Annotated in this window: 10 protein-coding genes and 1 pseudogene; 5 read left to right on the forward strand and 6 right to left on the reverse strand. The window is 66.2% G+C overall.

The window, feature by feature from the left end; translation table 11 throughout:
• Positions 1 to 89 precede the first annotated feature (89 nt).
• Positions 90 to 365: pseudogene (locus G3T14_RS21800) on the forward strand (IS630 family transposase); the annotation flags it as partial.
• Between the two features lie 33 nt (positions 366 to 398).
• Here the strand turns inward: G3T14_RS21800 and G3T14_RS21805 are convergent.
• From G3T14_RS21805 to G3T14_RS21825, 5 genes are all read right to left on the reverse strand, one after another.
• Entirely contained in the window at positions 399 to 1,046 is a 648-nt protein-coding gene (locus G3T14_RS21805) for an XRE family transcriptional regulator (RefSeq protein WP_163644629.1), read from the reverse strand.
• A 309-nt stretch (positions 1,047 to 1,355) separates the two neighbouring features.
• Positions 1,356 to 1,856: a sarcosine oxidase subunit gamma family protein gene (locus tag G3T14_RS21810; protein WP_348645323.1), complete on the reverse strand. Its 501-nt coding sequence runs from the start codon at positions 1,854 to 1,856 to the stop codon at positions 1,356 to 1,358.
• Positions 1,857 to 1,971: 115 nt separating this feature from the next.
• On the reverse strand, positions 1,972 to 5,007 hold the full coding sequence (locus tag G3T14_RS21815; protein WP_163644622.1) for a sarcosine oxidase subunit alpha family protein: 3,036 nt from the start codon (positions 5,005 to 5,007) through the stop codon (positions 1,972 to 1,974).
• A complete protein-coding gene (locus tag G3T14_RS21820) occupies positions 5,004 to 5,291 on the reverse strand; it encodes a sarcosine oxidase subunit delta (protein ID WP_163644623.1) in 288 nt (95 codons plus the stop codon). The genes G3T14_RS21815 and G3T14_RS21820 overlap by 4 nt, the downstream gene beginning before the upstream one ends.
• A gap of 12 nt (positions 5,292 to 5,303) precedes the next feature.
• Positions 5,304 to 6,554: a sarcosine oxidase subunit beta family protein gene (locus G3T14_RS21825; protein ID WP_163644624.1), complete on the reverse strand. Its 1,251-nt coding sequence runs from the start codon at positions 6,552 to 6,554 to the stop codon at positions 5,304 to 5,306.
• Between the two features lie 219 nt (positions 6,555 to 6,773).
• On the opposite strand from G3T14_RS21825, the gene G3T14_RS21830 reads away from it, so the two are divergent.
• Complete coding sequence (locus tag G3T14_RS21830) at positions 6,774 to 7,661, forward strand: GlxA family transcriptional regulator (protein ID WP_246733490.1); 888 nt, start codon at positions 6,774 to 6,776, stop codon at positions 7,659 to 7,661.
• A 1,544-nt stretch (positions 7,662 to 9,205) separates the two neighbouring features.
• Here the strand turns inward: G3T14_RS21830 and G3T14_RS21835 are convergent.
• On the reverse strand, positions 9,206 to 9,616 hold the full coding sequence (locus G3T14_RS21835) for a hypothetical protein (protein WP_163644626.1): 411 nt from the start codon (positions 9,614 to 9,616) through the stop codon (positions 9,206 to 9,208).
• 117 nt (positions 9,617 to 9,733) lie between these two features.
• Between G3T14_RS21835 and G3T14_RS21840 the strand changes: the two genes are divergently transcribed.
• The 3 genes from G3T14_RS21840 to istA form a co-directional block, all read left to right on the forward strand.
• Positions 9,734 to 11,269: an ISL3 family transposase gene (locus tag G3T14_RS21840; protein WP_163644630.1), complete on the forward strand. Its 1,536-nt coding sequence runs from the start codon at positions 9,734 to 9,736 to the stop codon at positions 11,267 to 11,269.
• Between the two features lie 207 nt (positions 11,270 to 11,476).
• A protein-coding gene (locus G3T14_RS21845; protein ID WP_163644627.1) for an IS630 family transposase occupies positions 11,477 to 12,534 on the forward strand; the annotation gives its coding sequence in 2 pieces (ribosomal slippage) (positions 11,477 to 11,969 and positions 11,969 to 12,534; 1,059 coding nt in all).
• A gap of 330 nt (positions 12,535 to 12,864) precedes the next feature.
• On the forward strand, positions 12,865 to 13,822 hold a 958-nt coding region (gene istA / locus G3T14_RS21850), incomplete at its 3' end, for an IS21 family transposase (protein WP_246733489.1).

A 13,822-nucleotide genomic window follows, 5' to 3' on the forward strand; every position in this document is an offset into this window, starting at 1 on the left:
GCTCTCGGTGAGAGGTTCTGGCTGGCTCGACACCCGCCTCGATACGCCGCCTTCAATCCATCGTCGTCACCCAATCTCCCGCATAGCTCGTCCGTGCCTGGCTCGGCCGCCACCCGCGCTGGACCTTCCACTTCACTCCGACCTCAGCCTCGTGGCTCAATGCCGTCGAGGGCTTCTTCGCAAAGCTCGCAAGACGCCGGCTGCGGCGCGGCGTGTTCGGATCGCTGATCGAGGTGCAGGCGGCCATCAAACGCTTCATCGCCGAGAGCAACGGCGACCCAAAGCCCTTCGTCTGGACCGCCGACCCGGATCGCATCATCCAGGCCGCAAAGCGCGGGCACCAAGTGTTAGACTCGCACCACTAGCGGCCGCGGAAAGCGGTCACCGAGACGGCTTTTTCAGAGTGATGGACGAGGATAGATGATCACGGCAACATATGTCGACGGGGTCCGAATATACTGCACGGGGCCGTGCAAACCGGCCGAATCGAACATCAGTGAGTCGCCGGGCTTGAGGTTGTAATCATGATTGGAGTGCCTGTAGAGGACTTCGCCGGTCAGCATGTAAATGAGCTCGATGCCGGAGTGATTGAAGGTCGTGTACGGCTCGGCATCGTCCTCCAGGGCGATCAGGTAAGGCTCGACGACGAGATCTCCACCCAGCGAGGCCCCGAGTAACTCATAGATGTGGCCGACTTTGGTTCCCCGTCGCTCGATGATGACGCCTTTGCCCCTCTCTACGTAAGAGCAGTCCCGCTTTTCCTCGAAGGTGGAGAAGAGTGAGCTCAACGGGACGTCGAGCGCCCTAGCGAGGGAGTTCATCGTGGACAAGGAGGGCGAGCTCTGTCCGTTCTCGATCTTCGACACCATGCCGAGGGAAATACTCGCGGCCTGCCCAAGCTCCGAAGCCGACAAGTTGCGCTGGCGTCGAAGCGTGCGGACCTGATGCCCCAGAGCCTTCTCAAGCGTCTGTGCACCATCCCGAGGAGCATTGGACACGGTCGCGAGATCGGCGCCCGGGAAAGGATGAGCCTGGGCTGATCTCATCGTTTCGATATCGACCGAGGCGTGTGCCGCCTTCTTGCGGCCCGCTGCAACAGGAAGCTTTGTGACCTGCGCCATGTAGTCTCCGTCTGTTCTTGATTCGGCAGGACGGGCAAATTGTTCCGTGTTGGCGATGCGGCGAGGAGCTCCCCTCCCCCCGCTCTCGCCGCGGCTTCGACCCGAAGGCCGGTTGCGGCGAGGTCCGGGTCCAGGCGCGGAAAGCGTCCCGCTTCGGTCCCCGAAGCGACCGCCCGTCCTTACCGAGCCCGAGCCGGCATCGACGGGCGGGCTGGTCGGGGTCGCCTGCCGGTGTCAGTGGCCTGATGTGCCGACCACCTCGTAACCGAACTCCGCCGCGGCATGATCCAGCCACGACCAGAAACTATCGGCAAAGCTGCGCGCGACCGTCAGATCGTAGGCTGGCGCCTCGTTCCGCTGCCAGATCTGCGCGCCGATGTGCGCGATGCTCGTCACGGCCGACTGTCCGGTGCGGAACGCGGACGGATGCAGGTCGATTGTCAGCCCCTTCGATAGTGCCATACGGGCGCAGGGACCGGAGACGCGGACGAGCGCACGGGCATCGCTCTGGTCCGTGACGGCCGCAAGCCCACGCACTGCTTCGGCCAAACCGTCCAGAGCATGCCGCGTCTCGGCGATCGCGAGCCACTGGCCAGGCGCGGACCAGACGAGGCCTCGCTCGCCGACGACGTTCGCCCCTCCTGGCTCGGGCAGAGACCAGCCGAACCGATCGGTCAGGATCTGACGAAGGGCGGTCTCCTGCCCATCGGCCGCAATCAGGGTGGCGAGCCCCATGCCGTCGCCGAGGGTCAGCCGGACACCCGCTTCTCCCTGAAGGCGGCCGTGTCGACCTGCCCGTGCCACGCCGGCCCAGGCACTTCGGGGCCGCCACGCGCTCGTCGTCATTCCCTCAGACACGCAGCTTCTCCTCTTTCGGATCCACGAAGACGGGCGAGCAGATCTCCACCTCGATGTCGGCGCTACGCACCGGATCGTAGGCACGCACCCGCTCCCCGTGACGCTTGGGTCCCCTCCGGATCAGGCCGATCCCAATCCAGTGGCCGAGGCTCGGCGAATAGGCGACCGAGGTCATGTATCCCTCATCGGCCTCAAGGCTCGGGGAAGCGCCGACAGCGAGGAAGCGGGCGCCCGCGCGCAGGCGTTGCGCCGGATCGACAGGGTGGAAGCCTACGAGGATCGGACGGTCCGGATCGGTCAATGCGGGTCGCTCCTTCAAGAGACGGCCGACATAGTCTTTCTTCTTGGCCAGCATGCCTCCGAGGCCGATGTCGCGTGCCGTGGTCTGCCCGTTGATTTCCGCCCCGGCGGCGTGGCCTTTCTCGATGCGCATCACCGAAAGCGCCTCCGAGCCGTAGGCCGTGATGCCGTATTGCGATCCGGCCTGCATGATCGCCCGCCAAGCCGCGTCGCCGTACGCCGCCGGCACCGCGAGTTCGTAGGCGAGCTCGCCGGAGAACGAGATGCGGAACAATCGCGCCGGTATGCCCCCGCCCACCGTCACGTCGGCGCATGCCAGGAACGGGAACGCCTCGTTTCCGATGTCGAAGCCGGGATCGATCACGTCCCGCAGGGTGTCGCGGGCATGCGGACCCGCGACGGCGTATTGCGCCCATTGCTCGCTGATCGACACCATCTGAACGTCGAGGTCCGGCCAGAGCCATTGATGGCAGAACTCAAGGTGCTGCATGACCTTGGCAGCGTTCGCCGTCGAGGCGGTCATCACGAAGTGGGTGTCGCTCATCCGCGCGATGGTGCCGTCGTCCATGACGAAGCCATCCTCGCGCAGCAGCACTGCATAGCGAGCCTTCCCGACGGCGAGCGTACCGAAGGGATTGGCGCAGGCCCGTTCGATCAAGGCCAATGCGTCCCGACCCTGGATGTCGATCTTGCCGAGGGTGGTGACGTCGCAGACACCCACTTTGCTGCGGACCGTGTTCACTTCGCGGTTGACCGTCTGCATCCAGTCGTTTTCCCCGGCCACGGGGAAGTAAGCGGGACGGAGCCAAAGGCCGGTCTCGACGAACACGGCACCCTGCTCCTCACACCATGCGTGCGAGGGCACGTGGCGGGTAGCCCGGAACTCCTTGCCCCGATGGTGGCCCGCGAACGCCCCGATCGCGACGGGCGTGAAGGGAGGACGGAACACGGTGGTGCCGACGCTGGGGATCGCCTGTCCGGTGAGCTCGGCCATGATGCTGAGTCCGGCCAGGTTCGAAGTCTTGCCCTGGTCGGTCGCCATACCGAGCGTGGTGTAGCGCTTAAGGTGCTCGATGGCGCGAAAGCCTTCCCGATGGGCAAGCTCCACGTCGGAGGCTGCCACGTCGTTTTGGAAATCGACGAAGGCCTTGCCCTTGGGCTTCGCCACGCGCCAGAGCGGGGTGTGGGCGATGCCCTCCGGATCTGTCTTGAGCGTGTCGCGAGCCGCTGCGGCAAAGCCGAGGGCTAGTGCCGCCTCCGCACCGGCTTGCGCCCCGGTCTTGAGGCACTCGGCCAGCGTGAGCCGTCCGGCCGAGGCCCCGACAGCGGCCATGCCCGAGGGCAGCGCGCCCGGGACGAAGGCCTGGATCACCTCGTTCCAGACCGGACGGCGCGACAGATGCGAGTCGAGGTGAACGATCGGGTTCCAGCCGTTGGCCATCGCGAGGCAATCGCAGGCGATGGTCTCGGAGCTGCCGTAGGTGTCCACGACATCGATGGCCTTGAGCGCCAGGTGTCCCTTTGTTCCGGAGACGTACCCCCCGGCGATGACCCGGGCGCCGACGGCCTCGGCTTCCCGGCGCAAGTTCGGGGAGACGGAGGATCGCGAATCGATCACCGCCACTACCTGGCCTCCGGCGGCCGCGACGTCGGCCACCGTCCTCCAACCGTCGTCGCCGGACGTGAAAATAGCCACTCGCCTTCCCGGCAGCACGCCGAAACGATTGAGGTAGGCACGAACGGCGCCGGCCAGCATCACGCCGGGACGGTCATTGCCTCCGAAGATGTGCGGGCGCTCGATGGCGCCCGCCGCGAGCACGGCATGCTTGGCCGTGATCCGCCAGAGGCGCTGGCGCGGCGCATGGGCCGAGGGTACTGCCAGGTGGTCGCTGACGCGCTCGACTGCCCCGTATGCGCCATGGTCGTAGACACCGAACAGGGTGGTGCGGCTGAGGATGCGGACCTCCGACATGCTCTCCAGCTCGGCGACGGCCTCCTGCGCCCAGTCCGCGCCGGACCGAAAATCGATCTCGCGCCGTTCAGAAAGCAGGCGGCCCCCGAGCTGATGATCCTCGTCCACCAGGATCACCCGGGCGCCGGAGCGCCCGGCGGCCAATGCCGCCGACAAGCCGGCCGGGCCACCGCCGATGACGAGCACGTCGCAGAAGGCGTGGGCCTTGTCGTAGGTATCGGGGTCCGGCGCATTCGCCGCCCGTCCGAGGCCGGCGGCACGACGGATCATCGGCTCGTAGAACTTTTCCCAGAAAGCGGCCGGCCACATGAATGTCTTGTAGTAGAAGCCCGCAGCGAAAACCGGTGCCGCGAATGCGTTGACGGCGAGCGCGTCATACTTGAGCGACGGCCAGCGGTTCTGACTCTGCGCCTCCAGCCCGTCGTAGAGTTCGGCGACGGTGGCACGCGTGTTCGGCTCTCGGCGCGCGCCTGTGCGCAGCTCGACGATCGCGTTCGGCTCCTCTGAACCCGCCGAGAGGATGCCACGTGGCCGATGGTACTTGAACGAGCGGCCAACGAGGCGAACGCCATTGGCGAGCAGCGCCGAAGCCAGGGTGTCGCCTTCAAAGCCCAAATGACGGACCCCGTCGAAACTGAAATCGAGGGGGCGCTGCCGATTGATCAATCCGCCCGTTGCGGTGCGAAAGGCTTGATTGCGACCAGGAGAGACGGCGGCGGTTCCGGCCTCCGAGCGCCTCAATGTGATGGTGGTCATGCAGCTTCTCCCGTCCGGCGCGTGCGCGCGACGTCACGGGCAGGCGAAACGTCACTGATCGTATGAGTGCGCGTGTCACGGGTGACGACAAGCCAGGCGCGGCAGCCGGCCCCGTGGTACCAGAGCTCGCGGTGCTCGCCCGCGAGGTTGTCACGCAGGTAGACATAGTCGTACATGGCAGCGGCGTCCGCCTCCATGCCGTCGGGCCGTGCCAGCGTCGCGTCGCCGAGGTAGCTGAACTCGCCGTTGTCGCGCTCGCCGCAATGGGAGCATCGAATGCGCATGATCTGTGACCCTCAGTGCAGGTTCGGCTGGGCGCCCATGCCCTTCTCGTCGATGAGATGGCCGGTGGCGAAGCGGTCGAGCCGGTAGGCAGCCGCATCCGCATGGGGCGCGTCACGGGCGATGAGATGCGCGAAGCAGAAGCCGGCGGCGGGAGTTGCCTTGAAGCCGCCGTAGCACCACCCCGCATTGAGATAGAGCCCGTCGATTCCGGTCCGGTCGATGATAGGCGAGCCATCCATGGACATGTCCATGATACCGCCCCAATGACGCAGCAGGCGCAGGCGTCCGAGCCCCGGCCAGAGAGCCATGCCACCCTCCATGACGTCCTCGATCGTGGCGAGGTTGCCCCGCTGCGCATAGGAATTATAGCCGTCGATGTCGCCGCCGAAGACGAGCCCGCCCTTGTCCGATTGGCTGACGTAGAAGTGGCCGGCGCCGAAGGTCATGACGGTATCGATCAGGGGCTTTACGCCCTCGCTGACGAAGGCTTGCAGGACGTGGCTTTCGATCGGCAGCCGCATGTCGACCATGGATGCGAGGAGCGAGGTGGAACCGGCCACTGACAACGCGACCTTCTTGGCGCGGATGAAGCCGCGGCTCGTCTCGACGCCGACGACGCGGCCATTGTCCCGACGGATGCCGGTGACGGCGCAGTTCTGCACGATGTCGACCCCCCGCTGGTCGGCCGCGCGGGCGTAGCCCCAGGCCACCGCATCGTGGCGCACGGTGCCGCCTCTCCGCTGCAGCAGCCCGCCTTTGACGGGGAATCGAGCATTGTCGAAGTCGATGAACGGCACCATTGCCCGGACGCCATCGCGGTCGAGGAGTTCGGCATCGATGCCGGCCATCCGCATGGCGTTGCCACGCCGCGCATAGGCGTCGCGCTGGCCGTCGGAATGGTAGAGGTTCAGCACGCCGCGCTGGCTCACCATGGCGTTGTAGTTGATGTCCTGCTCGAGGCTCTCCCACAGTTTCATCGACTGCTCGTAGAACGGGATGTTGCCGGGCAGGCCGTAATTCGAACGGACGATGGTGGTGTTTCGCCCGACATTGCCCGACCCAATGTGGCTCTTCTCAAGCACGGCGACGTTTGTGATGCCGTGCTCCTTGGCCAGGTAGTAGGCCGTGGCGACCCCGTGCCCGCCGCCACCGACGATCACGACGTCGTATTCCGTCCGGGGCGCCGCATCACGCCATTGCGGCTTCCAATCGCGCTGTCCACGCAGGGCTTGACCTAGGACGCTGAAGACGGAGTAGCGCATGAATGGAGCCGTTCTTCGGTGACTGCGACGTGTTGACCATCGATAGCGGACAATCGCACCGACAGGCTTGCAATTTGCGACGGAGTTCCGGCAGATTGCGAGGAAATGAGTGGACCTACCGAGGATGCGAAGCGTTCCAAACCTGGCCGGAAGGCGCCACGGATCGGAGCTCCGTCGAGCCTGACCGTAGGATTCGTCCTCGTGCCCGACTTCCCGCTGATGTCCTACACGGCAGCGGTCGAGCCGCTGCGAGCTGCGAACACCCTGTCGGGCTGCCCCCTCTACCGTTGGTGGCATGCCGCTCCGGGAGGCGGAACGGTTCAAGCCTCGAACGGCGTGACGATCCTCACCGACGTCGAGGTCGGTGCCGTGGAGCTCGATGCCGACCGGGTCTTCGTCTGCGCGGGCGGCAATCCCGCGACCTTCGACGATCCGGCCGTTTCCGCGTGGCTGCGGGACCTCGCAAGAAAAGGAGTGACCGTCGGTGGCATCTCCGGCGGCCCCTACCTGCTCGCTCGCGCAGGACTGCTGACGGGACGCCGATGCACCCTCCACTGGGAACATGTCCCGGCGTTCGAGGAGCGCTATCCCGATATCGAAGTGGTTCGGTCGCTCTTCGAGATGCAGGGCGACCGGATCACCTGCTCGGGCGGAATCGCGGCACTCGATCTCATGCTCAACCTCATCGAACAGGATCACGGACCCGGTCTCGCCGCAGGCGTCAGCGATTGGTTCCTGCACAACCAGATGCGAGAGGGCCTGAGCCCTCAGAGAATGGACTTGCGGCTCCGGTTCGGCATTCGCGATCCGCGGGTCCTTCGTGTCCTCGCCGCCATGGAGTCGAATCTGGAGACACCGTTGTCGAAAGAGGATTTTGCAGGGCTGGCCCGAGTTTCGGTGCGACAGCTAGAGCGCCTTTTCAGGGATCTTCTCGGCGCCGGGCTCCACCGGAGCTATCTCGATCTTCGCCTCGACCGAGCTCATCAGCTTCGTCGCGAGAGCTCCATGGGTGCCGCGGAGATCGCCGCCGCCACCGGTTTTGCCAATGCCGACGAACTCTCACGGGCCGAACGTCGGAGACGCTTGCAGGCTGGGGCGTCGGGCTGAACGCGATGTGCATTGAGGATCAGGTCTCGGATTTTCCTTGGCGGCTGCGCTCCCGGATGTCGGAGCCCGTTTCATTGCGTCGCGAGGGCGGCCGGAAGGCCAAGCGGCGGATGCCGCGGGCGGGTGGTGGATAGACTGGTTGCGCCCTCGGTGGGAGACGCCGCCGTGCCGCTTCCACCCGGGCGCTTCGCCGGAATCGTTGCGGGGCTCCGCACCGGTGCTCGTTCACCGCTCCAGGCGGCGCGCCCAGGACCTTTTGATCGGTGCGATCCTGGCACCGAGGCATCGGATGGTGACGAGCCCGCTGCGGATCATGGGCCCCGCGTACGGACGGCCGTACGTGAACTTCCGCCGGTCCCCGACCGCGCATCGCGATGTCCACGGGCCGGCGGTCGCATCTGCTCGTGCTCCAGATCCATGCCTTTGCCACATGGCTCGATGGCGCTCGCTCTCGACGACACGATCATGTCGCGATGGGCGCGGCGCATCGCGGCGCGGGGGTTCTGTCTCGATCCGGTGCGCTCCTCGGACCGCCACTTCGTCGAGACGAGCGGCCCGCGCCCGAAGCCCGATGCCGTTCGCGCTTATCCCGTTCGCCGGGCGAACCCAGGCCTGCGGTTTCCGCGGCCGTCCTCGTCGCATTCCGAACGGGCACGCCATGCGGAGGGGCGCCGCCACAGGCCCATGCTCGATGTGGGGCGGCGACTCGTCCTTTGGGCCCGCCGCTATCGCCGACTGGGACACGACGTTGTCCTGGCCGGCGATAGCGGTTTTCGGTGGTTTTTGCGACGGTCCGTTTCCGGAGTTGGACACCGGCAAGGGGGTGGTTCATCGAACCGCATGGGCTGGCCGGGAGAGAACGGCGACTTTCAGGCAAAACGGCGGTCGACGCGGACGCTCGTGTTTCGGCAGCTCTCGACCATCACCGGGCTTCCGCGGAGGCGCGAGGCCGTGCTCGCCTTGCCGGCCGAGGGTTTTCTCGGTCCGCCTGAGGACGGATTTTGCCGAGGCCTCGCGATTGAGCAACCGACCACGGAATTGAGGCGCGTCCCGCAGAGGGGGGCGGAGCGGGGGGGCTGGGGGGCAGGCAACCTTAAAAGGCCTTCTCTAGCGAGACCGTCGATTTCAAATCGGATTGGGACCCGTCGCAACGCCGTTGGACGTCGACAGGGCGAGCTTGGTCACTTTGCGGAACGGCAAGCCGAGAAGGCGAAAGGACCGGGGCAGCAAGTTGCGGCTGAGCGCGGATGCCGGCGTACCGGCGTCGCGCCGGGACCGAACATCTAGTCCCGGCCTTCGTACTCCGCGTCCGACATCCAGGACGGCCGGTCCGCCAACTCATCGAGGGCAGGAATGTCCGCCTGCGACAGCCGCAACGCGGTCGGGAGGCCGCATCGATCCACGACGCTGTTAAGGTAGCGGGCGAGCCAAAGGTATTTCTGTAAGACGCGGGACCTGACGGAAACGGATGTCGCTCCTTCGACGATGAGCGCGCGGTGGCCGGCGACGTAGTCAGGGAAGTATTCAGGGTGATCCACCTCGCCTTACATCGCAGCAAGATAGTCGACGAACCAGATTCCGTCGTCGCTTCGTGTCACAAGCCTTCGGATGTACGCGATGTCCTCCTCCGCGGTATGGTTCTCGCTGATGAGTCTCCGGTCGGTGCGCAGGGCGTCGAAGGCTTCCTGCCCGATCACGATGCGTCGGGACACAGCGAACTGGGACTCAAGGTCGTAGGCGCGATTGAATCCCGGACCGAATACCATGTCGCCGTCAAGGTGGACCTCCCCGATAGTGACGCCGCCCATCAGCAGGACGTCCTCACCCGCCATCTCGCCCTGCACGTGAACGAGGTTTAGGATCTCATGGAAGAGGGCGCCTGTGGAGAAGTCGGTATCGAAGAATCGGATGCGGATCACGCTGTCCGAGAAGGCGATCGAGCGTGTGACTGTCAAACAGCGTTGAACATTGGTTCATCCGCATTTCTGGTGCTGCCGGAGTCGAACCGTGCTTTTGGACGTTGATCCTCACCAGGACCGAGGAGGCGTCGGATGCCGCTTTCGAACCCGTCGCTGCCGACAGTGCCCGATGGGCTGTACGTCGATGAACTGACGCTCGACCCGTCCGGGCTATCGCTTCTTGCCAGGACCACCGCTGCGCAGGCGGCCTGTCCCACCTGCGGCCACGCCTCCTCCCGGGTCCATAGCCGCCACTTGCGAACGCTTCAGGACCTGCCCTGGCAGGACCGGGCAGTCACGTGGCGCGTTCAGGTGCGCCGCTTCCGGTGCAGCCATTGCCCGGGCCGGATCTTCGTCGAGCGCATCCCGGGCTTGATGGGATCCAAGGCGCGCCGGACCGCGCGTCTGTCCGAGGCGCAGACCGAGATCGGCATGGTGCTGGGCGGCGAGGCCGGAGCCCGTCTGTCGCGGCGGCTATGCATGCCGGTGAGCGGCGATACCGTCCTGCGCCTGATCCGTCGCCACCCGCCACGGGCCTACCCGGCTCCGCGGGTGGTGGGCATCGACGACTGGGCTTGGCGGCGCGGGCGACGCTACGGCACCATCGTCTGCGATTTGGAACGCCATCGCGTTCTAGCCCTGCTGCCGGGCCGCTCCTCCGCTCCGGTCAGGGACTGGCTCGCTGCGCATCCCGGCATCGCCGTCGTCAGCCGGGACCGGGCAGGCCCCTACGCCGAGGCCGCCCGCAGCGGTGCTCCCGGCGCCATCCAAGTCGCCGACCGCTGGCACCTTCTGGTCAACGCCTCCGAAACCCTCCGTTCCGTCGTTGCGCGCTACCAGACGCAGATCCAGCGGGCGGAAGGACTTCGGTCTCCTTCCGGTAGCATGCCAGCCGTGCCCGTCCCCGCGCCGTCTCTCTCGCAACCGAGCGAGAACCGCCGTAGGCGCTTCGACGATGTCCTGCATCTTCATGCGGAGGGTCTACCGATCCTGCAGATCACGCACCGGACCGGACTGGCCCGCAACACGGTGCGCAGCTACCTGCGGGTCGGCACATTCGTCCCGTATCGCCGAGCGCCGGGACCGAGTCTGCTCGACCAGCATCGAAGCTTTGCCGAAGCCCGTTGGCAGGAGGGGGTCCGCAGCGGCGCCGCCTTGCACCGGGAACTGCGGGCGCGGGGCTTCGGCGGCGGTGTCGATATCGTTCGACGCTGGATCGTCCAACGGCGAGAGACCGCACCGGATCGCTCTCGATTGCGTCACACGCCCTCGACGCGCCGGACCACGCGCCTGCTGGCGAGCGATCCGACCATGCTCGGCCATGCGGAGCGTGCCTTCCTCGACGCACTGTGCGAGGCGGCTCCAGAAGTTGGGATCACGGCCACTCACGTGCGAGCCTTCGCCGATCTACTGCGACAGGACGATCCAGCGGGGCTGGAACCCTGGCTGGACGCGGCAGCGGCAACGGGATTGTGCGGCTTCGCTGCCGGCCTGCGCCAGGATCTGGATGCCGTACGGGCGGCGATCACACAGCCCTGGAGCAACGGGCCGGTCGAAGGTCAGGTCAACCGCCTCAAGCTGATCAAGCGGCAGATGTACGGTCGTACTGGCTTCGACCTCCTGCAGCAGCGGGTACTCCATCCGGCGTGATCAACGGCCAGGAGCCGGTGCAACTCTACCCATCGGCCCTCAGTCACCCGGCAGCACCAGAAGTGCGGATGAACCTGAACATTGACCCTGGATCGGCGTCGAACTTTGGGTCTGATACCACGCCTCGTTGAGCGAGACTCACGGGGGGTAGTGTCGATATCCGGGTCATGATTCAGTCCTCTGGTTTTGGAGCTTGAGGAGGATGCGATGGCTGCTCCGGTGCCGCTGCGATCGGATTTTGATGCGGCGGCCCTGCGCGCGCTGGCCAAATGTTCGTGTGATCCGGCCCAGACTCGCCGTCTCCTGGCGCTTTCGGTGATCGCTGCGGGTGGTATGCGGTCGGAGGCGGCCGAGATCGGCGGGGTCGGGCTGCAGACGGTGCGCGACTGGGTGGTCGCCTTCAACGCCGATGGCCCGAGCGGGCTGATCGACGGCAAGGCCCCTGGGGCTCGTCCGCGCCTGAACGCCGATCAGCGCGACGTCCTGAAGGCGCTGGTCGAACAGGGACCGACACCGGCCGCGCACGGCGTGGTGCGCTGGCGGTTGTGCGATCTGGCCCAGATCCTGTGCGAGGATCACGGCGTGTCGGTCTCCGAGCAGACCTTGAGCCGAGTCTTGCGAGCCATGGGCTACCGCAAACTCTCGGCGCGCCCACGCCATCACGCCCAGGATCCGGACGCTTCGGCTATTTTTAAAAAGGCTTCCCCGACCGTCTGGCGCAGATCGCGCAGGCTGTCGGCGACAGGCCCGTAGAGGTCTGGTTCTGCGACGAGGCCCGTGTCGGCCAGAAGAACACGCTCACCCGACGCTGGGCCAAACGCGGAACGCGACCTTCGGCCCCCAAGGATCAGCGCACGGCCTCCGCCTACATCTTCGGGGCGATCTGCCCGGCCCGGGGCGTGGGCGCCGGCTTGGTCATGCCCCGCTGCACTACGTCGGCCATGGCCCACCACCTCGAAGAAATCTCAAGAACCGTGGCTGCCGGCGCTCACGCCGTGCTCCTGCTCGATCAGGCTGGCTGGCACACGACCAGCAAGCTGCCGGTCCCGGACAACATCACCCTGCTGCCCCTGCCGGCCCGCTCACCCGAACTCAACCCGGTCGAGAACCTCTGGCAGTTCCTGCGCGACAACTGGCTCGGCAACCGGATCTACAAATCCTACGCCGATATCCTCGACCACTGCTGCGACGCCTGGAACAAGATCATCGCCCAACCCTGGCGCATCATGTCCATCGGACTGCGCCAATGGGCCCATGGGTGCTGATCAATGAGAGTTGGTATGACTCACATTCGGTGCAGGCGGGTTGATGGATCTCGGCTTCGGTCGTCGGAGATCTTGCCATGCCTCGCAGCCTGCATCCCAGTTCCGTATTTCCGTGCGACCTTGTCATCGATTGCGGATTCCGACGGAAGCCGGCCACCCATTCCGACGCGAAGCCGGCCAGCGTTCCGATTTGATGTCGGCCACCATTCCGAGATGAAGCCGGCCACCCGGTAGCCGATATCGGCGACGGTTTTCCCCCGGGTCAGCAACCGCGGCATCCCAGCCCTCGACCACGAGGAGAACGGGATGCCGGCCAGGAGAGAGCTGACCATGCGACAGATTAAACAGATGCTGCGTCTCGCCCGGGACGGGGTGAGCGCGCGTGAGATCGGACGAACGCTGGGCATCGCCCGCTCGACCGTTCAGGACAACCTCGGCCGGGCGAGCGCCGCCGGCCTGGCCTGGCCGCTCGGGCCCGAGGTCAGCGACGCGGTGCTGGAACAGCGCCTGTTCGCCCGGGCCGGGGTGAAGCAGGGGATGCGCCGGTTGGCCGAGCCGGATTGGCCATCGCTGGTCCGGGAGATGCGCCGGCCCGGGGTCAACCTCACCGTGCTGTGGGAGGAGTATCGGGAGGCCCATCCCGACGGCTACGGCTATTCCCGGTTCTGCGATCTGTATCGCGAGTTCGAGCGTCGGCTCACCCCGGTGATGCGCCAGCACCATGGCGCCGGCGACAAAGTCTTCGTCGACTATTCCGGCAAGCGGGTCGCCATCGTCGATCCGGCCACCGGGGTGGTGCGGCAAGCCGAGATCTTCGTGGCGGTGCTGGGCGCGTCGAGCCTGACCTATGCCGAGGCGACCTGGACCCAGACGCTGCCCGACTGGATCGGCGCGCATATCCGCCTATTCCGCTTCCTTGGCGGCGTCCCCCGCCTCGTCGTACCGGACAACCTCAAGAGCGCCGTCCACAAGGCCTCGTTCTACGATCCGGAGATCAACCGCTCCTACGGCATGATGGCCGACCATTACGGTGTCGGCATCCTGCCGGCCCGGCCGAGAAAGCCTCGTGACAAGGCCAAGGTCGAGGCCGGCGTGCGCTTGGCTCAGACCTATATCCTCGGACGGCTTCGGCGGCAGACGTTCTTCTCGCTCGCCGAATGCAATGCCGCCATCGCCACGATGGTGGAGCGCATCAACGCCCACCCGATGCGCAGGCTCGGCACGACCCGACGTGCCCTGTTCGAGGCGATCGAGCGGGCTGCCCTGCTTCCGCTGCTGGAGGAAGACT

Origin of the sequence: Methylobacterium sp. BTF04 (assembly GCF_010692745.1) — a bacterium.
Lineage (GTDB): Bacteria > Pseudomonadota > Alphaproteobacteria > Rhizobiales > Beijerinckiaceae > Methylobacterium.

Excerpts from the sequence above, each read along its gene's own strand:
- G3T14_RS21805 (WP_163644629.1), bottom strand. The coding sequence starts at position 1,046 with ATGAGATCAGCCCAGGCTCATCCTTTCCCGGGCGCCGATCTCGCGACC.
- G3T14_RS21820 (WP_163644623.1), bottom strand. The coding sequence starts at position 5,291 with ATGCGCATTCGATGCTCCCATTGCGGCGAGCGCGACAACGGCGAGTTC.
- G3T14_RS21815 (WP_163644622.1), bottom strand. The coding sequence starts at position 5,007 with ATGACCACCATCACATTGAGGCGCTCGGAGGCCGGAACCGCCGCCGTC.
- G3T14_RS21830 (WP_246733490.1), top strand. The coding sequence starts at position 6,774 with ATGTCCTACACGGCAGCGGTCGAGCCGCTGCGAGCTGCGAACACCCTG.
- G3T14_RS21810 (WP_348645323.1), bottom strand. The coding sequence starts at position 1,856 with ATGGGGCTCGCCACCCTGATTGCGGCCGATGGGCAGGAGACCGCCCTT.
- G3T14_RS21825 (WP_163644624.1), bottom strand. The coding sequence starts at position 6,554 with ATGCGCTACTCCGTCTTCAGCGTCCTAGGTCAAGCCCTGCGTGGACAG.